A 15,771-nucleotide genomic window follows, 5' to 3' on the forward strand; every position below is an offset into this window, starting at 1 on the left:
GGGGGCGGGGCCCCTTCCGCGGGGAGGAGGCTAGCGCCCCTTCTCCGCCTGCAGGCGGGCCACGTAGGCGGCGGCCTGGGAGCGGCGCTCCATGCCCAGCTTCGACAGCAGGCTGGAGACGTAGTTCTTGATCGTCTTCTCGGCCAGGTGCAGCCTCTCGCCGATCACGCGGTTCGTCAGGCCCTCGCCGATCAGGTCGAGGATCTTGCGCTCCTGCTCGGTCAGGTTCGACAGGCGGTCGTCGCCCTTGCCGTTCTTGCCGTCGCGCAGCCGCTCCAGCACCCGGGCCGTGGCGACGGGGTCCAGCAGGGACTTGCCGGCCGCCACGTCACGCACCGCGTTGAGCAGCTCGTTCCCGCGGATCGCCTTCAGTACGTAGCCCGAGGCGCCGGCCATGATCGCGTCGAACAGCGCCTCGTCATCGGCGAACGAGGTGAGCATCAGGCACTTGATGTCCTCGTTCTGGGACCGCACCTCGCGGCAGACCTCGACACCGCTGCCGTCGGGCAGCCGGACGTCGAGGACGGCCACGTCGGGGCGGGTGGCGGGAATCCGGACCAGCGCGTCGGCGGCCGTACCGGCCTCACCCACGACGTCGATGTCGTCTTCCATCGAGAGCAGCTCGTGAACACCCCGGCGTACCACTTCGTGGTCGTCCAGGAGGAATACCTTGATTTTTCCGTTTTCGCGCACGAACTCAGTTTCACACACTCACCCCTTCCCTGCCGGTGGCGACCGGGATAACGTGCCGTTGTTCCGGCCCCCTGCAAGGCTGTGACCAGTGGTTGTTCCCGGTTCCGCGGATTTACTTGGAAATCCAAGCAAAATCGCAGGTCAAACGGGGTTTCGCAGTTATGCGACGCACTGGGTAACGTGCATTGCGCAGGGCACTCGCCGGGGCACCTGTCACGCCTGAATCCCAGACCCGAAGCGCACCCACCCCGTGCGCGGGCAGAGATCCAGGTGAGCCGCACTGGTCCCCGGAGAACCCGGGTGCCGGACCGACGGAGGAGCAATCGTGACCGTGGAGAGCACTGCCGCGCGCAAGCCGCGCCGCAGCGGCACCAAGCGGCCGGCCGGCGCGGCAAGCGCCGCCAAGCCCGCCGCTGCCACCGCGAAGACGCATGACGCCGAGCCCCAGCTCGTACAGCTGCTGACGCCCGAGGGGGTGCGCGTCGAGGTCGCGGAGCATCCCGACGTCGCCGAGTTCGCACCCTTCGTCGCCGACATCACCACCGACGACCTGCGCGGTCTCTACCGCGACATGGTCATGACCCGCCGCTTCGACGGCGAGGCGACCGCCCTCCAGCGCCAGGGCGAGCTGGGCCTGTGGGCCTCGCTGCTCGGCCAGGAGGCCGCCCAGATCGGCTCCGGCCGGGCCCTGCGCGACGACGACTACGTCTTCCCGACCTACCGCGAACACGGTGTGGCCTGGTGCCGCGGGGTCGACCCGACCAACCTCCTCGGCATGTTCCGCGGTGTGAACCACGGTGGCTGGGACCCGACCACCAACAACTTCCACCTGTACACGATCGTCATCGGCTCCCAGACGCTGCACGCGACCGGGTACGCGATGGGCGTGGCCAAGGACGGCGCCGACTCGGCCGTCATCGCTTACTTCGGCGACGGCGCGTCCAGCCAGGGCGACGTGGCGGAGGCCTTCACCTTCTCGGCGGTCTACAACTCGCCCGTGGTGTTCTTCTGCCAGAACAACCAGTGGGCGATCTCCGAGCCCACCGAGCGCCAGATGCGCGTCCCGCTCTACCAGCGCGCGCAGGGCTTCGGCTTCCCGGGCGTCCGGGTGGACGGCAACGACGTACTGGCCTGCCTCGCGGTGACCCGCTGGGCACTGGAGCGGGCCCGCCGGGGAGAGGGGCCCACCCTGGTGGAGGCCTTCACGTACCGGATGGGCGCGCACACCACCTCCGACGACCCGACGAAGTACCGGCGCGACGAGGAGACGGCGGCCTGGGAGGCCAAGGACCCGATCCTGCGCCTGAAGGCCCACCTGCTGGCCACCGGGGGCGCCGACGAGGCGTGGTTCCAGGAGCTGGAGACCGAGAGCGAGGCCCTCGGCAAGCGGGTCCGCGAGGTCGTGCGCTCGATGCCCGACCCCGACACCATGGCGATCTTCGAGAACGTCTACGCGGACGGGCACGCGCTCGTCGACGAGGAGCGCGCGCAGTTCGCCGCCTACCTCGCGTCCTTCGAAGGCGGGGAGTGACCGTCATGGCCGTACAGAAGCTCACCATCGCGAAGGCGCTCAACGACTCGCTCCGCAAGGCCCTGGAGACGGACCCGAAGGTCCTGATCATGGGCGAGGACGTCGGCAAGCTCGGCGGCGTCTTCCGCATCACCGACGGACTCCAGAAGGACTTCGGCGAGGAGCGGGTCATCGACACCCCGCTCGCCGAGTCCGGCATCGTCGGCACCGCGATCGGCCTGGCCCTGCGCGGGTACCGGCCGGTCGTGGAGATCCAGTTCGACGGGTTCGTCTTCCCCGCCTACGACCAGATCGTCACGCAGCTCGCCAAGATGCACGCGCGCTCGCTCGGCACCATCAAGATGCCGGTCGTCATCCGCATCCCCTACGCGGGCGGCATCGGCGCGGTCGAGCACCACTCGGAGTCCCCGGAGACGCTGTTCGCGCACGTCCCGGGCCTGAAGGTGGTCTCGCCGTCCAACGCGAGCGACGCCTACTGGATGCTCCAGCAGGCGATCCTCAGCGACGACCCGGTCATCTTCTTCGAGCCGAAGCGCCGCTACTGGGACAAGGGCGAGGTCGACGTCGAGGCCATCCCCGACGCCCTGCACGGCTCCCGGGTCGCCCGCAGCGGCACCGACATCACCCTGGCGGCCTACGGGCCCATGGTGAAGGTCTGCCTGGAGGCTGCCGCGGCCGCCGCCGAGGAGGGCAAGTCGGTGGAGGTCGTCGACCTGCGCTCGATGTCCCCGGTCGACTTCGACGGGATCCAGGCGTCGGTGGAGAAGACCCGCCGGCTCGTGGTGGTCCACGAGGCGCCGGTGTTCCTCGGTGTGGGTTCGGAGATCGCCGCCCGCATCACGGAGCGGTGCTTCTACCACCTGGAGGCGCCCGTGCTGCGCGTGGGCGGCTACCACGCCCCGTACCCGCCGGCCCGCCTGGAGGACGAGTACCTGCCGGGCCTGGACAGGGTGCTCGACGCAGTCGACCGCTCGCTGGCGTACTGAGGAGAGCCCTGCGATGACGATCCGCGAATTCAAGATGCCCGATGTGGGCGAGGGCCTCACCGAGGCCGAGATCCTCAAGTGGTACGTCCAGCCGGGTGACACCGTCACCGACGGCCAGGTCGTCTGCGAGGTGGAGACGGCGAAGGCGGCCGTCGAGCTGCCGATCCCCTTCGACGGGGTGGTGCACGCGCTCCTCTTCGAGGAGGGCGTCACGGTCGACGTCGGCCAGGTCATCATCTCCGTCCAGACGGGTCCGGCGGACGAGGCTCCGGCCGCGGCCGAAGCCGTGGCCGCACCCGTGGCCGCGCCCGTCGCCGCCGCGGCGGAGCCGGAGGCCCCCGCGGCCCGCCAGCCCGTCCTGGTCGGCTACGGCGTCTCCACCGCCTCTACGAAGCGCCGCCCGCGCAAGGCTGCGCCGCAGCCGGCGGTCGCCGCGCAGAACGGCACGGGCGTGGCGCAGGCGGCGGCTCCGGCCGCTCCTGCTCCGGTGGCTCCGGCCGTGGTCCCCGCCCAGGGCGGCGCGGGCAAGGTGCTGGCGAAGCCGCCGGTGCGCAAGCTCGCCAAGGACCTCGGCATCGACCTGGCCTCGGTGGTCCCCACCGGCGACGGCGGGGTCGTGACCCGCGAGGACGTGCACGCAGCGGCCGCGGCGGCCATCGCCCCGCAGACCGTGGCCGTGGCTCCGGCTCCCGCAGCGGCCCCGGCTCCGGCGCAGGCTCCCGTACAGGCCCCGGCCGAGGTGCCCGCACCCGTGTCCGCGACCGCCCGGGAGACCCGTATCCCGGTCAAGGGGGTCCGCAAGGTCACCGCCCAGGCCATGGTCGGCTCCGCCTTCACCGCGCCGCACGTCACCGAGTTCATCACCTTCGACGTGACCCGCACGATGAAGCTGGTCCAGGAGCTCAAGGAGGACCCGGACCTCGCCGGTCTGCGGATCAACCCGCTGCTCCTGATCGCCAAGGCCGTCCTCGTGGCGATCCGCCGCAACCCGGACGTGAACGCGTCCTGGGACGAGGCGGCCCAGGAGATCGTGCTCAAGCACTACGTCAACCTGGGCATCGCGGCGGCCACCCCCCGCGGGCTGATCGTCCCGAACATCAAGGACGCCCACGCCAAGACGCTCCCCGAGCTGTCCGAGGCGCTGTCCGGGCTGGTCGCCACGGCCCGCGAGGGCAAGACCTCCCCGGCCGACATGCAGCAGGGCACCATCACCATCACCAACGTCGGCGTCTTCGGCGTCGACACCGGCACGCCCATCCTGAACCCCGGAGAGTCCGCGATCCTCGCGGTCGGCGCGATCAAGCTCCAGCCGTGGGTCCACAAGGGCAAGGTCAAGGCCCGCCACGTCACCACCCTGGCGCTGTCCTTCGACCACCGCCTCATCGACGGCGAACTCGGCTCCCGCTTCCTCGCGGACATCGCCGCCGTCCTGGAGCACCCCCGCCGTCTGATCACCTGGTCCTGACGGCCCCGTTCCGGCCTCCGGGTGTTCCACCCGGAGGCCGGGATCTCGTAGTGAACCGCCCGTGACGTGCACAAACCCCTTGGGGTGCGGCTCCGTCCGGTGTGATCATCGGCCCATGCACTTCCGCTCTGCCACCGCAGACCCCACCGACCTGGACCGCGCCCTCGCCTACCCGGCCGACGGCCCCGTCCCCGCCCTCACCCCCGAGAAGATCCGCGAGGAGCTCGCCGCGCAGCAGATGCGCCCCGAGTGGACCTGGTTCGCCGAGGACGAGGACGGCGAGATCCTGGCCCGCGCCCTGTGGTGGGGCCGGGCCGACAGCGAGCGGCCCATCGCGCTCGACTGCCTCCACGTACGCGAACACGTCGCCGACCCGGCCGCCGTCGCCGCGGGCCTGCTCGCCGCCGGGCACGAGGCCTTCGGCAAGCTCCCCGACTACAACCTCTCCCTGCCCCGCGACTGGCGCACCGCCCCCGGCGGCCTGGCCGACGCGGTCGCCTGGCGGCAGAAGGCCGCGTCCGGGGCCGGCCTGACCCGCGAGATCGAGCGGCTGCGCTTCGAGTGGACCCCGGCCGCCGGGACCGCGGCGCCCACCGGCCGCCTCGTCTTCCGCGAGGGCACCGACGAGGAGTTCCTCGAGGCCTTCGTCCTGCTCTCGCAGGGCAGCCTGGACCTGCACACGCAGAACGAGCTCCGCACGATCGACGCCGAGGAACTGGCGCGCGACGACATCGAGTTCTACACCGACTGCCCCGGCGAGCGCTCCTGGTGGCGCCTGGCCCACCTCCCGGACGGCACCCTCGCGGGCCTGGCGATCCCCTCCGCGACCCCGTACCACCGCAACGTCGGCTACCTCGGCGTGGTCCCCGGGCAGCGCGGCAAGGGCCTGATCGACGAGATCCTCGCCGAGATCACCCGCTTCCACGCCTCCGAGGCCGCCGACCGCATCACCGCCACCACGGACGCCGTGAACACCCCGATGGCCGCCGCCTTCACCCGGGCCGGGTACGAGGTCACGGAGATCCGCCTGGTCATGGAGGCGGGCCAGGGGGCCTGACCGGAACCGCCGGGCTCCCCTATAGCGTTGTCTCCTGCAAACGCCTACCGGCGCTGGAGGGGAACGATCCATGCAACTGACGGAAGAAATCGCCGCGATACGGGGCGGGCTGGGTGATCCCGCACGCCTGCTGGGGGAGTTCCGGCGGGCCGTCCTGCTGGTTCCGCTCGCGGACGGCCCCGACGGCGGTCTGATGTCGGCGGTGTCGGGCGGGATCCGGTGGATCTACGCGTTCACGGACGAGGAGGCGTTGACCCGGTTCGCGGCGGCGCGCGGCGAGGCGGGCGCCGGCCGGGAGTGGGAGTTCCTCTCGGTGCTGGGCGCACGGCTGGTGGACGCGGTGGTTCCGGTGGCGGGCGGTCCGGCGGGCGTGGTCGTGAACGTGGCGGACGAGGACGGGTCGATGTTCTTCCCGCCGGTCGCGGGGATCGTCCCGGATGCGAATGCCGTGGACCTGGGCCGGGGGGAGGCCGCCTGATGGCCGGGAACGGGGATCTGGAGGTCTCGCCGGCGGCGGTCAAGAACATCCAGGACGGTCTGCGGGCGGCGATCGGGGAGCTGCGCGAGTCCGGTGCGGACGCGGCGGGTGCCTCGCTGGGGGCCGGGTTCGGGGATCTGTCGATGACGGGGATGGAGGCCGGGCACGCCGGTCTCGCCACCGACTTCGAGGACTTCTGCGAGCGCTGGGAGTGGGGCGTGCGCGCCCTCGTGCAGAACGCGAGCACCCTCGCCCAGTCGCTGGGGATCGCGGCGGGCACGGTGTGGGAGGAGGAGCAGTACCTGCACGGCACGTTCCGGGTCGTGGCGAACGCGGCGTACGGCAATCCGCACGCGTCCGAGGACGAGATCGAGAAGAAGTCCTGGGGGGACATCTTCTCCGCGGACGTCTACAAGCCCGACTACAGCGCGGAGTCCTTCGAGAAGGGCCGGAAGGACATGGGGCAGACCTGGTCGGACACCGGCGAGGAGCTGAAGTCCAACGGGAAGATCGGTTCGCTGAACGATCTGCTGGAGCAGGCGAAGCGTGACGGGGGCGGTCGCTGATGGGCTGGCAGGATTTCGTTCCGGACGTCATCGAGGACGGCATCGAGAAGGGTGCGGAGGCGGTCGGCGACGCGGTCGAGTGGGCCGGTGACAAGACGGCCGGTCTCGCCGAGAACGTCGGCCTGGACGATGCGGGCGACTGGATCCGCGACAAGAGCCGCTCGGCCGCCAACCAACTGGGTGCCGATGTCGCCGAGTTGGAGCTCGGCCAGACGGAGGAGCCGAACAAGCTGGTCTACGGCAGCGTGTCGAAGATCCGCGCGCAGGTCTCGCATCTGAACGACTTCAAGGCCTCCTTCGACAAGGTCGGCAACGGCCTGAAGGGGATGGGGGAGCCGGAGGGTCTGAAGGGCAAGACGGCCGATTCCTTCCGGGAGGCGGTGGCGAAGGAGCCGCCGCGCTGGTTCAAGGCGGCGGAGGCCTTCGGGAAGGCCGCCGACGCGATGGGCCGGTTCGCGGAGACCGTGGAGTGGGCCCAGGGCCAGGCCAGGGAGGCGCTGGAGGAGTACAACCGGGCGAAGAAGGTGTCCTCGGAGGCCCGCACCGCGCACAACAAGCTGGTCGACACCTACAACGACGCGCTGAAGGCGAAGCAGGACCCGCTGCCGCCCCGCCCGTCGGAGAACTTCACCGACCCGGGCACCTCGATCGCGGCGGCCGCGCAGGACAAGCTCGACAGTGCCCGCAAGCAGCGCAACGAGGTCGCGGAGACGGTCCGTACGGCGGTGCGGGCGGCGCGGGACGCGGCTCCGCCGAAGCCCTCGTACGCGAAGCAGCTCGGCGACGGCATGGACTACATGGACCTCGCCAAGACGCACCTGGCGGGCGGTGTGTTCAAGGGCGCGGCGGGGATCGTCAACTTCGCGCGGGCGCTGAACCCGATGGATCCGTACAACCTGACGCATCCGGCCGAGTACGTGACGAACCTGAACTCGACGGCGGCGGGTCTGGTCGTGATGGCCAACGACCCGCTGGGCGCGGGCAAGAAGATGCTCGACGAGTTCATGAAGGACCCCTCCGAGGGCATCGGCAAGCTGATCCCGGAACTGATCGGCACCAAGGGCCTGGGCTCGCTGAAGAAGGTCGGCTCGGCCGCCTCGCACCTCGACGACCTCAAGGGCCCGGGCCGCCAGGCGCTCGAGGGCGACGGTCCGGACCTGCACAAGACCCCGGACGGGGAGAAGGCCACGGGGCACACCGACCCGGTGGACCTGGCCACCGGCCGGATGTTCCTGCCGCAGACCGACATCGTCCTGCCGGGCACCCTGCCGCTGGTCTTCACCCGGCGTGCGGAGTCCGGTTACACGGCGGGCCGCTGGTTCGGCCCGTCGTGGTCCTCCACCATCGACCAGCACCTGGAGATCGACGCGGAGGGCGTCGTCCTCGTCGCCGAGGACGGGCTCGTGGTCGCCTATCCGCACCCGGCGCCCGGCCTGCCCGTGCTGCCCGCCACCGGTCCGCTCCGTCCGCTGGAGCGGACACCGGACGGCGACTGGACGGTGACGGACCCCGCGTCGGGGCAGGTGCGCCGGTTCGGCAGGCCCGCGGACGGTGCGGGCGAGGCCGCGGAGGACGGCATCGCGCCGATCGTCCAGCTGGACGACCGCAACGGCAACCACATCCTCTTCGAGTACGACACCGAGGGCGTGCCGCTGGGCATGGCCCACTCCGGCGGCTACCACCTCCGCTTCGAGACCGCCGGGGGCCGGATCACCGGCCTGCACCTGACCGGCGGCCCGCGCGTCCTCGCGTACGGCTACACCGACGGGAACCTGACGGAGATCGTCAATTCCTCGGGCCGGCCGCTGAGCCTGGTCTACGACGACCGCGGCCGCATCACGTCCTGGACCGACACCAACGGCAGCCGCTACACCTACGCCTACGACGACCAGGACCGCTGCGTCGCCGAAGGCGGGGAGGCCGGCCACCTCGCCCTCACCCTCGACTACGACGGGCGCGACCCGGAGACCGGCCACCGCGTCACCGCCGTCACCACCGCCGACGGGCACACCCGGCGCTACGTGATCGACGGGCGGTGCCGGATCGTCGCCGAGGCCGACCCGCTCGGCAACGTCACCCACTACCGGTACGACAGCGCCGGACGCGTGATCAGCCGCACCGACGCCCTCGGCGCCACCTCGCTCCAGGAGTACGACGGGGAGGGGCGGATCACCCGCTCGATCCGTCCCGACGGCCGCACCGCCGGCACCGAGTACGACGGACTCGGCCTGCCGGTACGGGTGGCCAACGCGGACGGCACGGTCATCCGCCAGAGCTTCGACGCGCGCGGCAACCGCACCTCGCTCACCACCTCGACGGGTGCGGTCACCACCTTCGGCTACGACGAGCGCGGTCACGTCACCACCGTGACGAACCCGCTGGGCGACGTCAGCCGCTACACCACCGACGCGGCCGGTCTGCCGCTCACCGTCTCGGACCCGCTCGGAGCCACCTCCCGGTTCGAGCGCGACGCCTTCGGGCGCCCGGTGCGCGTGACCGACCCGGTCGGCGGCGTGACGACCATGGAGTGGACCCCGGAGGGCCGGCCCGCCCGCCGGGTGGACCCGGACGGCGCCGTATCGCTGTGGACGTACGACGGCGAGGGCAACTGCACCTCCTTCACCGACCCGGCGGGCGGGACGACCCGCTTCGAGTACACCCACTTCGACCTGCTCGCGGCCCGGACCGGACCCGACGGCGTCCGGTACGAGTACACCTACGATGCGCTGCTGCGGCTGACGGGTGTACGCAACCCCCAGGGCCTGACCTGGGAGTACGTCTACGACCCGGCGGGCCGGCTGATCTCGGAGACCGACTTCGACGGCCTGACGCTGAGCTACTCCTACGACCCGACCGGGCGGCTGCGCTCGCGCGTGAACGGGCTGGGCGAGGAGATCGCCTACGAGCGGGACGTGCTCGGCCGGATCATCCGCAAGACCTCCCCCACCGGCACCGCGACCTTCGAGTTCGACGTCTTCGACCTGCCGGCGGCGGCGGTCTCCTCCGACGGCACCAGGCTGGTCCGCATCCGCGACCGGCACGGGCGACTGGTCGAGGAGCAGGTCGACGGCCGTACGGTCCGCTACGCGTACGACGAGCTGAGCCGCCCGCTGGGCCTGACCACCCCCACCGGCGCGGAAGCCCGCTGGACCTACGACGCGGGCGGTCACCGCACCGCGCTCACCGCCTCGGGCCGCCGGCTGACCTTCGAGCGGGACGCGGCCGGCCACGAACTGACGCGGCGCATCGGCACCACCACGGAGCTCCACCACACCTACGACCCGGCGGGCCGGCTCACGACCCGCCACGTCACCGGCTCCGACCAGCGCACCCTGCTGCGCCGCGGCTACAGCTACCGGGCCGACGGCAACCTGCTGGGGATCGACGACGCGCAGACGGGTCCGCGGACCTTCACCCTGGACCCCGCCTCCCGGATCACCGCCGTGGACGCCGCCTCCTGGTCGGAGCGGTACGCCTACGACGAGGCGGGCAACCAGACCTCGGCGGCCTGGCCGGAGCAGCTGGGCTCGGAGGCCACCGGCGAGCGCGCCTACACCGGCACGCGGATCCACCGCGCCGGCCGGGTCCGCTACGAGCACGACGCCCAGGGCCGCGTGATCCTGCGGCAGAAGTCCCGGCTCTCCAGGAAGCCGGACACCTGGCACTACACCTGGGACGCGGACGACCGCCTCACCGAGGTCACCACCCCGGACGGGACGCGGTGGCGCTACCGCTACGACGCGCTGGGCCGGCGTGCCGCGAAGCAGCGGCTCGCGCCGGGCACCGCCGATGTTTCACGTGAAACAACGTCGGCCCCCGCTCCGGCGGAGGCGGTCGCGGTGGTCGTGGAGGAGACCGTCTTCACCTGGGACGGCCCCACCCTGATCGAGCAGACGACGCGCTCGGCGGACAGCCCGCACGAGGTCACGCTGAGCTGGACGCACTCCGGGCTGCACCCGCTCACCCAGGTGGAGTCCATCCGCGGGGCGTCCCAGGAGGAGATCGACTCCCGGTTCTTCGCCATCGTCACGGACCTGGTCGGCACGCCGACCGAGCTGATCGACGAGCGGGGCGAGGTCGCCTGGCGCACCCGCGCGACGGTCTGGGGCACGACGAGCTGGAACCGGGACGCCTCCGCCTACACCCCGCTGCGCTTCCCGGGCCAGTACCACGACCCGGAAACCGGCCTCCACCACAACTACTTCCGCACCTACGACCCGGAGACGGCCCGCTACCTCACGGGCGACCCCCTGGGCCTCGCCCCGTCCCCGAACCCGGTCGCCTACGTCTCCAACCCGCACGTGTGGGCGGACCCGCTGGGGCTGAGCCCTTGCCCGAAGGAGGAGCAGAAGGCACTGCCCCGGGCCCGGCCCGAACGCGAGGAGACCCAGCCACACCTGGAGGGGTCGACGATCGTCGCGCGCTTCGCCCAGCCGGGCGAGGAGTTCAACATGGTGATCGCACCCGGTCAGCGAGGCCCGGGAGGATTCGGCACCTTCGACGACGTGCCCAACCAGCAGTACGTCCGCGATCAGATGGCCGTCCGCACCGACTGGAAATCCGACGTCTCTCTCCTGCAGCGTTACCGCATTTCCGACGGTGACCCGATCCTCGTCCAGGAGAGCATCATCGGGCCCCAGATGGACCCGAAGCTGGGTCGGCTGCCCGGTGGCGGGACCCAGATTGAGATCATGGAATTCGATGACCGATCCCGACTGATTCCGGTCGGCCCACCCACGGAGATCCCCAAATGACAGAAGCAGATCCCGGTGTCGTGGTCACCTGGGCCCCGGGCGACACCACGGTCCGCTGGAGCGGTCCGGAGGGGAGCGTCGAGAAGTCGTACGAGCGTCCGCCGCAGGATGTCATGGCGTGGCGGGAGTACGACGAGACGCTGGTCGTCGTGGTGGAAGCCATCAACACCGCACCGTTCACCCCGTCGGACAACGCGGTGGTCTACCGGGCCGATGGCTCGGAGCGGTTCCGGCTGCACCCGCCGCGCGGCCTGGTGTACACGCCGAGCGACGTGCACGGCTTCTACCTTGCGGTGCCGCAGGACGGGCGCCCGCTCATGATCATGGTCACGCGCAACGCGGGCGATTTCCAGGGCAGGATCGACCTGGAAACCGGCGAGATCGTCGACACCAACCAGTGGCGATGAACCAGGGCGGTGAGGGTCCCGACGTGGTGATCGACTGGACCGAGGGTGATACCACGGTCCGGTGGAGCGGGCCGGACGGGTCCGTCGAGAAGACGCACGCGCTTGCGCCCACGTCGGTCCTGGCGTGGCACGAGGACGGCGAGACGCTCGTGCTGGTGGTGGAGGCCCTGGACTTCACGCCGGACTCGCCGAAGGACAACGCGGTGGTCTACCGGCCCGACGGCTCGGAGCGGTTCCGGCTGTGCCCGCCGGGTGACCTGATGCCGGGCCTGAAGGACGTGGACGGGTTCTTCCCCGCCTTCCTGTCGAAAGGGCGGCCTCTCATGATCATGGCCACGGGCGCGGGTGATTTCCAGGGTCGGATCGATCCCGCCACGGGCGAGATCGTCGAGACCAACCGCTGGCGCTGAGCCGCTGGTAGGTCCCGAGAGAGGTGGCCGGGTCACCACCGCCGCGACCTTCCCGGCGGTGTGGGTGTGGTCCGGTCACCATCGGATGGTGCCGATGGACGGTTCTGGCCCGGTGCGGCGGGCCGGGCTCCGCCCCGTGGACCGCCGGGGGCCGTGGGATATGCCGGTCTGATGGTCCGCCCTGCACGCAGGGGCGAATGTGTGTGACGGGTCCACCTGGTTCTCGGACCGCTCCCGACCGCAGGGTTGAGGAGCTGGAGAGAACACGGGGGAAGGGATGGATCCGTAATGACCGTCGCGAGTCTTGAACGCCTGGACTCCCTGAGCAGCCGCTTCGTACCGGACCTGGTCGTGGGCGAGCTGTGCGCCGAACTGTTCGCCTCGCTGCCGCGGAGCGACCAGCGGCGCAAGGGGGAGCTGTACCTGCGCGGGCTGCTGCAGGCCGAGGGACGCAAGTCGATCCGGAACATCGCCGCGTACGTGGGGGACCGGGCGGCCGAGCAGAGCCTGCACCACTTCGTGGTCTCGTCCACCTGGGACTGGGGGCGGGTGCGGGCCGCGCTCGCCCGTTACCTGGAGCGGGCCCTGCGGCCCCAGGCATGGGTGGTGCAGCCCATGGTGATCTCGAAGGCCGGCACGGAGTCGGTGGGCGTCGACCGCCGGTTCGTGCCCGAACTCGGCCAGGTGGTCAACAGCCAGGCTGCGTACGGCATCTGGTCCGTGGGGGACGGACAGAGCTGCCCGGTGAACTGGCGCCTCACCCTCTCCCAGAAGTGGCGCGACAGCCTCGGCCCGGGCACGTCGAACACCGAGGTCTCGGAACTGGCGGCCACCCCGCTGGAGTTGATCGCCGGAGCGGTGGAGGAGCTGCGGGGGTGGACGGGTCAGACCCGCCGGCCCGTGGTGCTCGACCTTCCCGACCTCGACCCCGCGGCGGTCGCACGGCGCCTCGAGCCGGGCGGAACGCACTTCGTGGCCCCGGCCCGCGGCTCCCTGCGGGTCCGGTGCGTGGACGCGGTCCTGCCGGGCGCGGCCAACCGCGAACTCGCCGCGCACCAGCTGCTCCTGATGGCACGCACCCTGCGCCGGCCGGTGACCTGGCGGGACCCGGCGACCGGCCGGCCCCGGGTCAGCCTGGTGGTCGCCGTACGCGTGGAGCTGCCGAACGCCCCCCGGCCGCAGCTGCTGTTCGGCGAGTGGAGCGATCCGCGCGGCTGGCCCGACCAGTGCTGGGTCACCGACATGACGCAGGCGCCCCCGAGCGCGCTGCTGCGCCTGGCGAAGCAGGCGCTGCAGGTCGAGGCCGACTTCGCCAACATCGCCCAGCCGGTGGGGCTCACCGACTTCGGCGGGCGCTCCTTCGAGGGCTGGCACCGGCACACCACCCTGGCCTCCGCCGCGCACGCGGTCCGGGTGCTCACCCCGCGCGCGGCGGACCAGTGACGGTGCGCCTCAGCTGATGGGCTGCTTGTTCTGGCGCCGCCGCTCCTGGTTGAGGGCCCGCCGGGTGCGCTGGAGCTGGAGGGCGAGCTGTACCTGGAGGGCCTGGGTCGGCTTCTGCCAGTCCTCGCCGAGTATCTCGGTGATCCGCTCCAGTCGTCGGGAGACGGTGTTGGGGTGGACGTGCAGTGACTCCGCAGCCCGGGAGGGGCTGTTGGCCGAGGCGAAGTACGCCTCCATGGTGCGGATCAGCTCGGTGTACTGCTGGTCGTCGTAGTCGAGCACCGGACCGATGGTGTCGTTGATGAACCCGGCTATGTTCGGCTTCTCGGAGAGCAGGACACCGAGGAAGCCGAGCTCTTCCGGGGAGGCGCTGCTGCCGGGGCCGGTGAGTGCGGCCACCGCGTCCAGGCAGCGACGGGCCTCCTGGTACAGGTGGACGATGCCCGCCGGGCTGTCGGTGGGTCCGGCCGAACCGGCGGTCACCGGCTTGCCGAGCACCTCGGAGAGCTCCTTGGACGCCGTCCGGGCGATGTCGCCCGCCGCGGTGCCGGGGAGCAGCAGCACCACGAGGTCGCCGTCCACGCTCTTGAGGCCGTGGTGGCGGTTGGCGTACGAGGCGGCCCAGGCGGCCACGCGGCCCTGGATGCCGCCCTCGGGGCGGGCGATCACGACGACGTGGGGTTCGTCCAGGTTGAGCCCGAGGCGGCGGCTCTGCTCCGCGATGAGCGTCGGGGACAGCGACGGGCCGCGCAGCAGGTCGTGGAAGAACTCGTCGCGCAGGAGGCCTTCGGTGGCGGCCATGCCCTGGGTCATCAGCAGCACGACGGCCGTCACCTGGGCGGTGAGTGCCAGGAGCTGCAGGCGGTGGTCGGTGACCGGTGCGTCGGTGGCGAGGACGAGGGTGCCCAGCATCTCGTCGCCCGCGGCGACCGAGGCCACCCACACCCCGTCGCCCGCGCTGCGGGGCTGCCGGTCGGTGTGCGCGTCCAGCAGGGCCGTACGGACCTTGGCCTCGTCGAGTTCCGGGAGGCCGGCGCCCGGGCAGGCGAGGGTGCGGCCGGCCGCGTCCCGGACGAGGAGGGTGCCGCCGAGGTCCTTGACCGCCTCGGAGGCGAGGTTGCCGAGGCCGCCGCCGCCCAGCACGAGGTCGAGCAGGCGGCCGTGCGCCTCCCGGAGGCGGCGGGCGGTCATGGAGGAGTCCAGGGCGCGGGAGGTGTCCTGTTCCAGCGAGACCACCTCGTACCGGGTCTGCTCCAGCAGCCGGGCCTTCTCGATCGCAACCGTCGCGAGGTCGGCGAGGGAGCTCATGAGGGAGGTCTCGTCGGGTGTGAAGTGCCGGACGTTGCGGTCCGCGACGTACAGGGCGCCCCACGTCGTGCCCTGGTGCCGGAGCGGGATGGCCATGACGGCGTGCAGGCCCTCGGCCATGACCACTTCGTCGATGACCTTGCTGTGCCGGAAGCTCTGGTCGTTCATGTAATCGGCCGACCAGAACGGCGAGGCCCCGTCGACGGCCCGCTTGCCGACGCCGCCGTCCAGCGGCACGGCGAAGCCGATGGTCAGCGCCGAGGCGTGGCCGTCGGCCGAACGCACCAGGGAGCAGCCGCTCTCGGGGTCGTCGAGGGCCACCCAGGCCATGTCCAGCCCGAGCAGCAGCCGGGCCCGTCGCGTGATCACCTTGAGCAGGGCGTCCACGTCGTACGGAAGCGTCAGGTCGCGCGCGGTGTCCACGAGGGCGGCCAGGCCGGCCTCGCGCTGCTGGCGCCGGACGAAGAGTGCCCGTACTCCAAGGCTTTGGTCCCTCGCCCTGGTCAACTGGGCGAGTGCGGCCCCGGACATGCCGGATTCGCGAGCCTTGCGCACGACTTCCTCGAAGGCGGCCGCAGGTGCCTCTCTGTTCAGCAGTTCCAGCATCTCGTAGGCATGGTCGACCATGTCTTTCGCCCCCCGGTTAACAAACCCTTCACAACCGCACCTTTTG

The 15,771-nt window shown here is 71.4% G+C and carries 12 protein-coding genes; 10 read left to right on the plus strand and 2 right to left on the minus strand.

Annotated elements, in window-relative coordinates; genetic code table 11:
• Positions 1-30: 30 nt before the first annotated feature.
• Positions 31-693, minus strand: a complete 663-nt coding sequence (locus NLX94_RS09620) for a response regulator transcription factor (RefSeq protein ID WP_254382189.1) — start codon at positions 691-693, stop codon at positions 31-33.
• A gap of 325 nt (positions 694-1,018) precedes the next feature.
• On the opposite strand from NLX94_RS09620, the gene pdhA reads away from it, so the two are divergent.
• The 10 genes from pdhA to NLX94_RS09670 all read left to right on the plus strand — a co-directional run bounded on the left by pdhA (position 1,019) and on the right by NLX94_RS09670 (position 13,790).
• Positions 1,019-2,224, plus strand: a complete 1,206-nt coding sequence (gene pdhA / locus NLX94_RS09625; RefSeq protein WP_254382190.1) for a pyruvate dehydrogenase (acetyl-transferring) E1 component subunit alpha — start codon at positions 1,019-1,021, stop codon at positions 2,222-2,224.
• 5 nt (positions 2,225-2,229) lie between these two features.
• Positions 2,230-3,210, plus strand: coding sequence for an alpha-ketoacid dehydrogenase subunit beta (locus NLX94_RS09630; RefSeq protein WP_254382191.1), 981 nt, complete (start codon positions 2,230-2,232; stop codon positions 3,208-3,210).
• A 13-nt stretch (positions 3,211-3,223) separates the two neighbouring features.
• Positions 3,224-4,675, plus strand: coding sequence for a dihydrolipoamide acetyltransferase family protein (locus NLX94_RS09635; protein WP_254382192.1), 1,452 nt, complete (start codon positions 3,224-3,226; stop codon positions 4,673-4,675).
• Between the two features lie 115 nt (positions 4,676-4,790).
• Entirely contained in the window at positions 4,791-5,732 is a 942-nt protein-coding gene (locus NLX94_RS09640) for a GNAT family N-acetyltransferase (protein WP_254382193.1), read from the plus strand.
• Positions 5,733-5,802: 70 nt separating this feature from the next.
• Positions 5,803-6,210 (plus strand): hypothetical protein, encoded by a 408-nt coding sequence (locus NLX94_RS09645; protein ID WP_254382194.1) that lies wholly within the window; start codon positions 5,803-5,805, stop codon positions 6,208-6,210.
• Positions 6,210-6,776: a hypothetical protein gene (locus tag NLX94_RS09650; RefSeq protein ID WP_254382195.1), complete on the plus strand. Its 567-nt coding sequence runs from the start codon at positions 6,210-6,212 to the stop codon at positions 6,774-6,776. The genes NLX94_RS09645 and NLX94_RS09650 overlap by 1 nt, the downstream gene beginning before the upstream one ends.
• Positions 6,776-11,530, plus strand: coding sequence for a putative T7SS-secreted protein (locus NLX94_RS09655; protein ID WP_302169059.1), 4,755 nt, complete (start codon positions 6,776-6,778; stop codon positions 11,528-11,530). Before NLX94_RS09650 ends, NLX94_RS09655 begins: the two co-directional genes overlap by 1 nt.
• Positions 11,527-11,937, plus strand: coding sequence for a hypothetical protein (locus NLX94_RS09660; RefSeq protein WP_254382196.1), 411 nt, complete (start codon positions 11,527-11,529; stop codon positions 11,935-11,937). The genes NLX94_RS09655 and NLX94_RS09660 overlap by 4 nt, the downstream gene beginning before the upstream one ends.
• Positions 11,938-11,960: 23 nt before the next feature.
• Positions 11,961-12,347: a hypothetical protein gene (locus tag NLX94_RS09665; protein WP_254382197.1), complete on the plus strand. Its 387-nt coding sequence runs from the start codon at positions 11,961-11,963 to the stop codon at positions 12,345-12,347.
• A 288-nt stretch (positions 12,348-12,635) separates the two neighbouring features.
• Entirely contained in the window at positions 12,636-13,790 is a 1,155-nt protein-coding gene (locus tag NLX94_RS09670) for a transposase (protein WP_254382198.1), read from the plus strand.
• A gap of 9 nt (positions 13,791-13,799) precedes the next feature.
• On the opposite strand, the gene NLX94_RS09675 is transcribed toward NLX94_RS09670, so the two are convergent.
• On the minus strand, positions 13,800-15,725 hold the full coding sequence (locus tag NLX94_RS09675) for a helix-turn-helix domain-containing protein (protein WP_254382199.1): 1,926 nt from the start codon (positions 15,723-15,725) through the stop codon (positions 13,800-13,802).
• Between the last annotated feature and the right edge of the window lie 46 nt (positions 15,726-15,771).

The organism is Streptomyces sp. TBY4, from assembly GCF_024213195.1.
Taxonomy (GTDB): domain Bacteria; phylum Actinomycetota; class Actinomycetes; order Streptomycetales; family Streptomycetaceae; genus Streptomyces.

Coding starts and splice junctions, on each gene's coding strand:
- NLX94_RS09630 (WP_254382191.1), top strand. CDS start 2,230: ATGGCCGTACAGAAGCTCACCATCGCGAAGGCGCTCAACGACTCGCTC.
- NLX94_RS09635 (WP_254382192.1), top strand. CDS start 3,224: ATGACGATCCGCGAATTCAAGATGCCCGATGTGGGCGAGGGCCTCACC.
- NLX94_RS09640 (WP_254382193.1), top strand. CDS start 4,791: ATGCACTTCCGCTCTGCCACCGCAGACCCCACCGACCTGGACCGCGCC.
- NLX94_RS09645 (WP_254382194.1), top strand. CDS start 5,803: ATGCAACTGACGGAAGAAATCGCCGCGATACGGGGCGGGCTGGGTGAT.
- NLX94_RS09650 (WP_254382195.1), top strand. CDS start 6,210: ATGGCCGGGAACGGGGATCTGGAGGTCTCGCCGGCGGCGGTCAAGAAC.
- NLX94_RS09655 (WP_302169059.1), top strand. CDS start 6,776: ATGGGCTGGCAGGATTTCGTTCCGGACGTCATCGAGGACGGCATCGAG.
- NLX94_RS09660 (WP_254382196.1), top strand. CDS start 11,527: ATGACAGAAGCAGATCCCGGTGTCGTGGTCACCTGGGCCCCGGGCGAC.
- NLX94_RS09670 (WP_254382198.1), top strand. CDS start 12,636: ATGACCGTCGCGAGTCTTGAACGCCTGGACTCCCTGAGCAGCCGCTTC.
- NLX94_RS09675 (WP_254382199.1), bottom strand. CDS start 15,725: ATGGTCGACCATGCCTACGAGATGCTGGAACTGCTGAACAGAGAGGCA.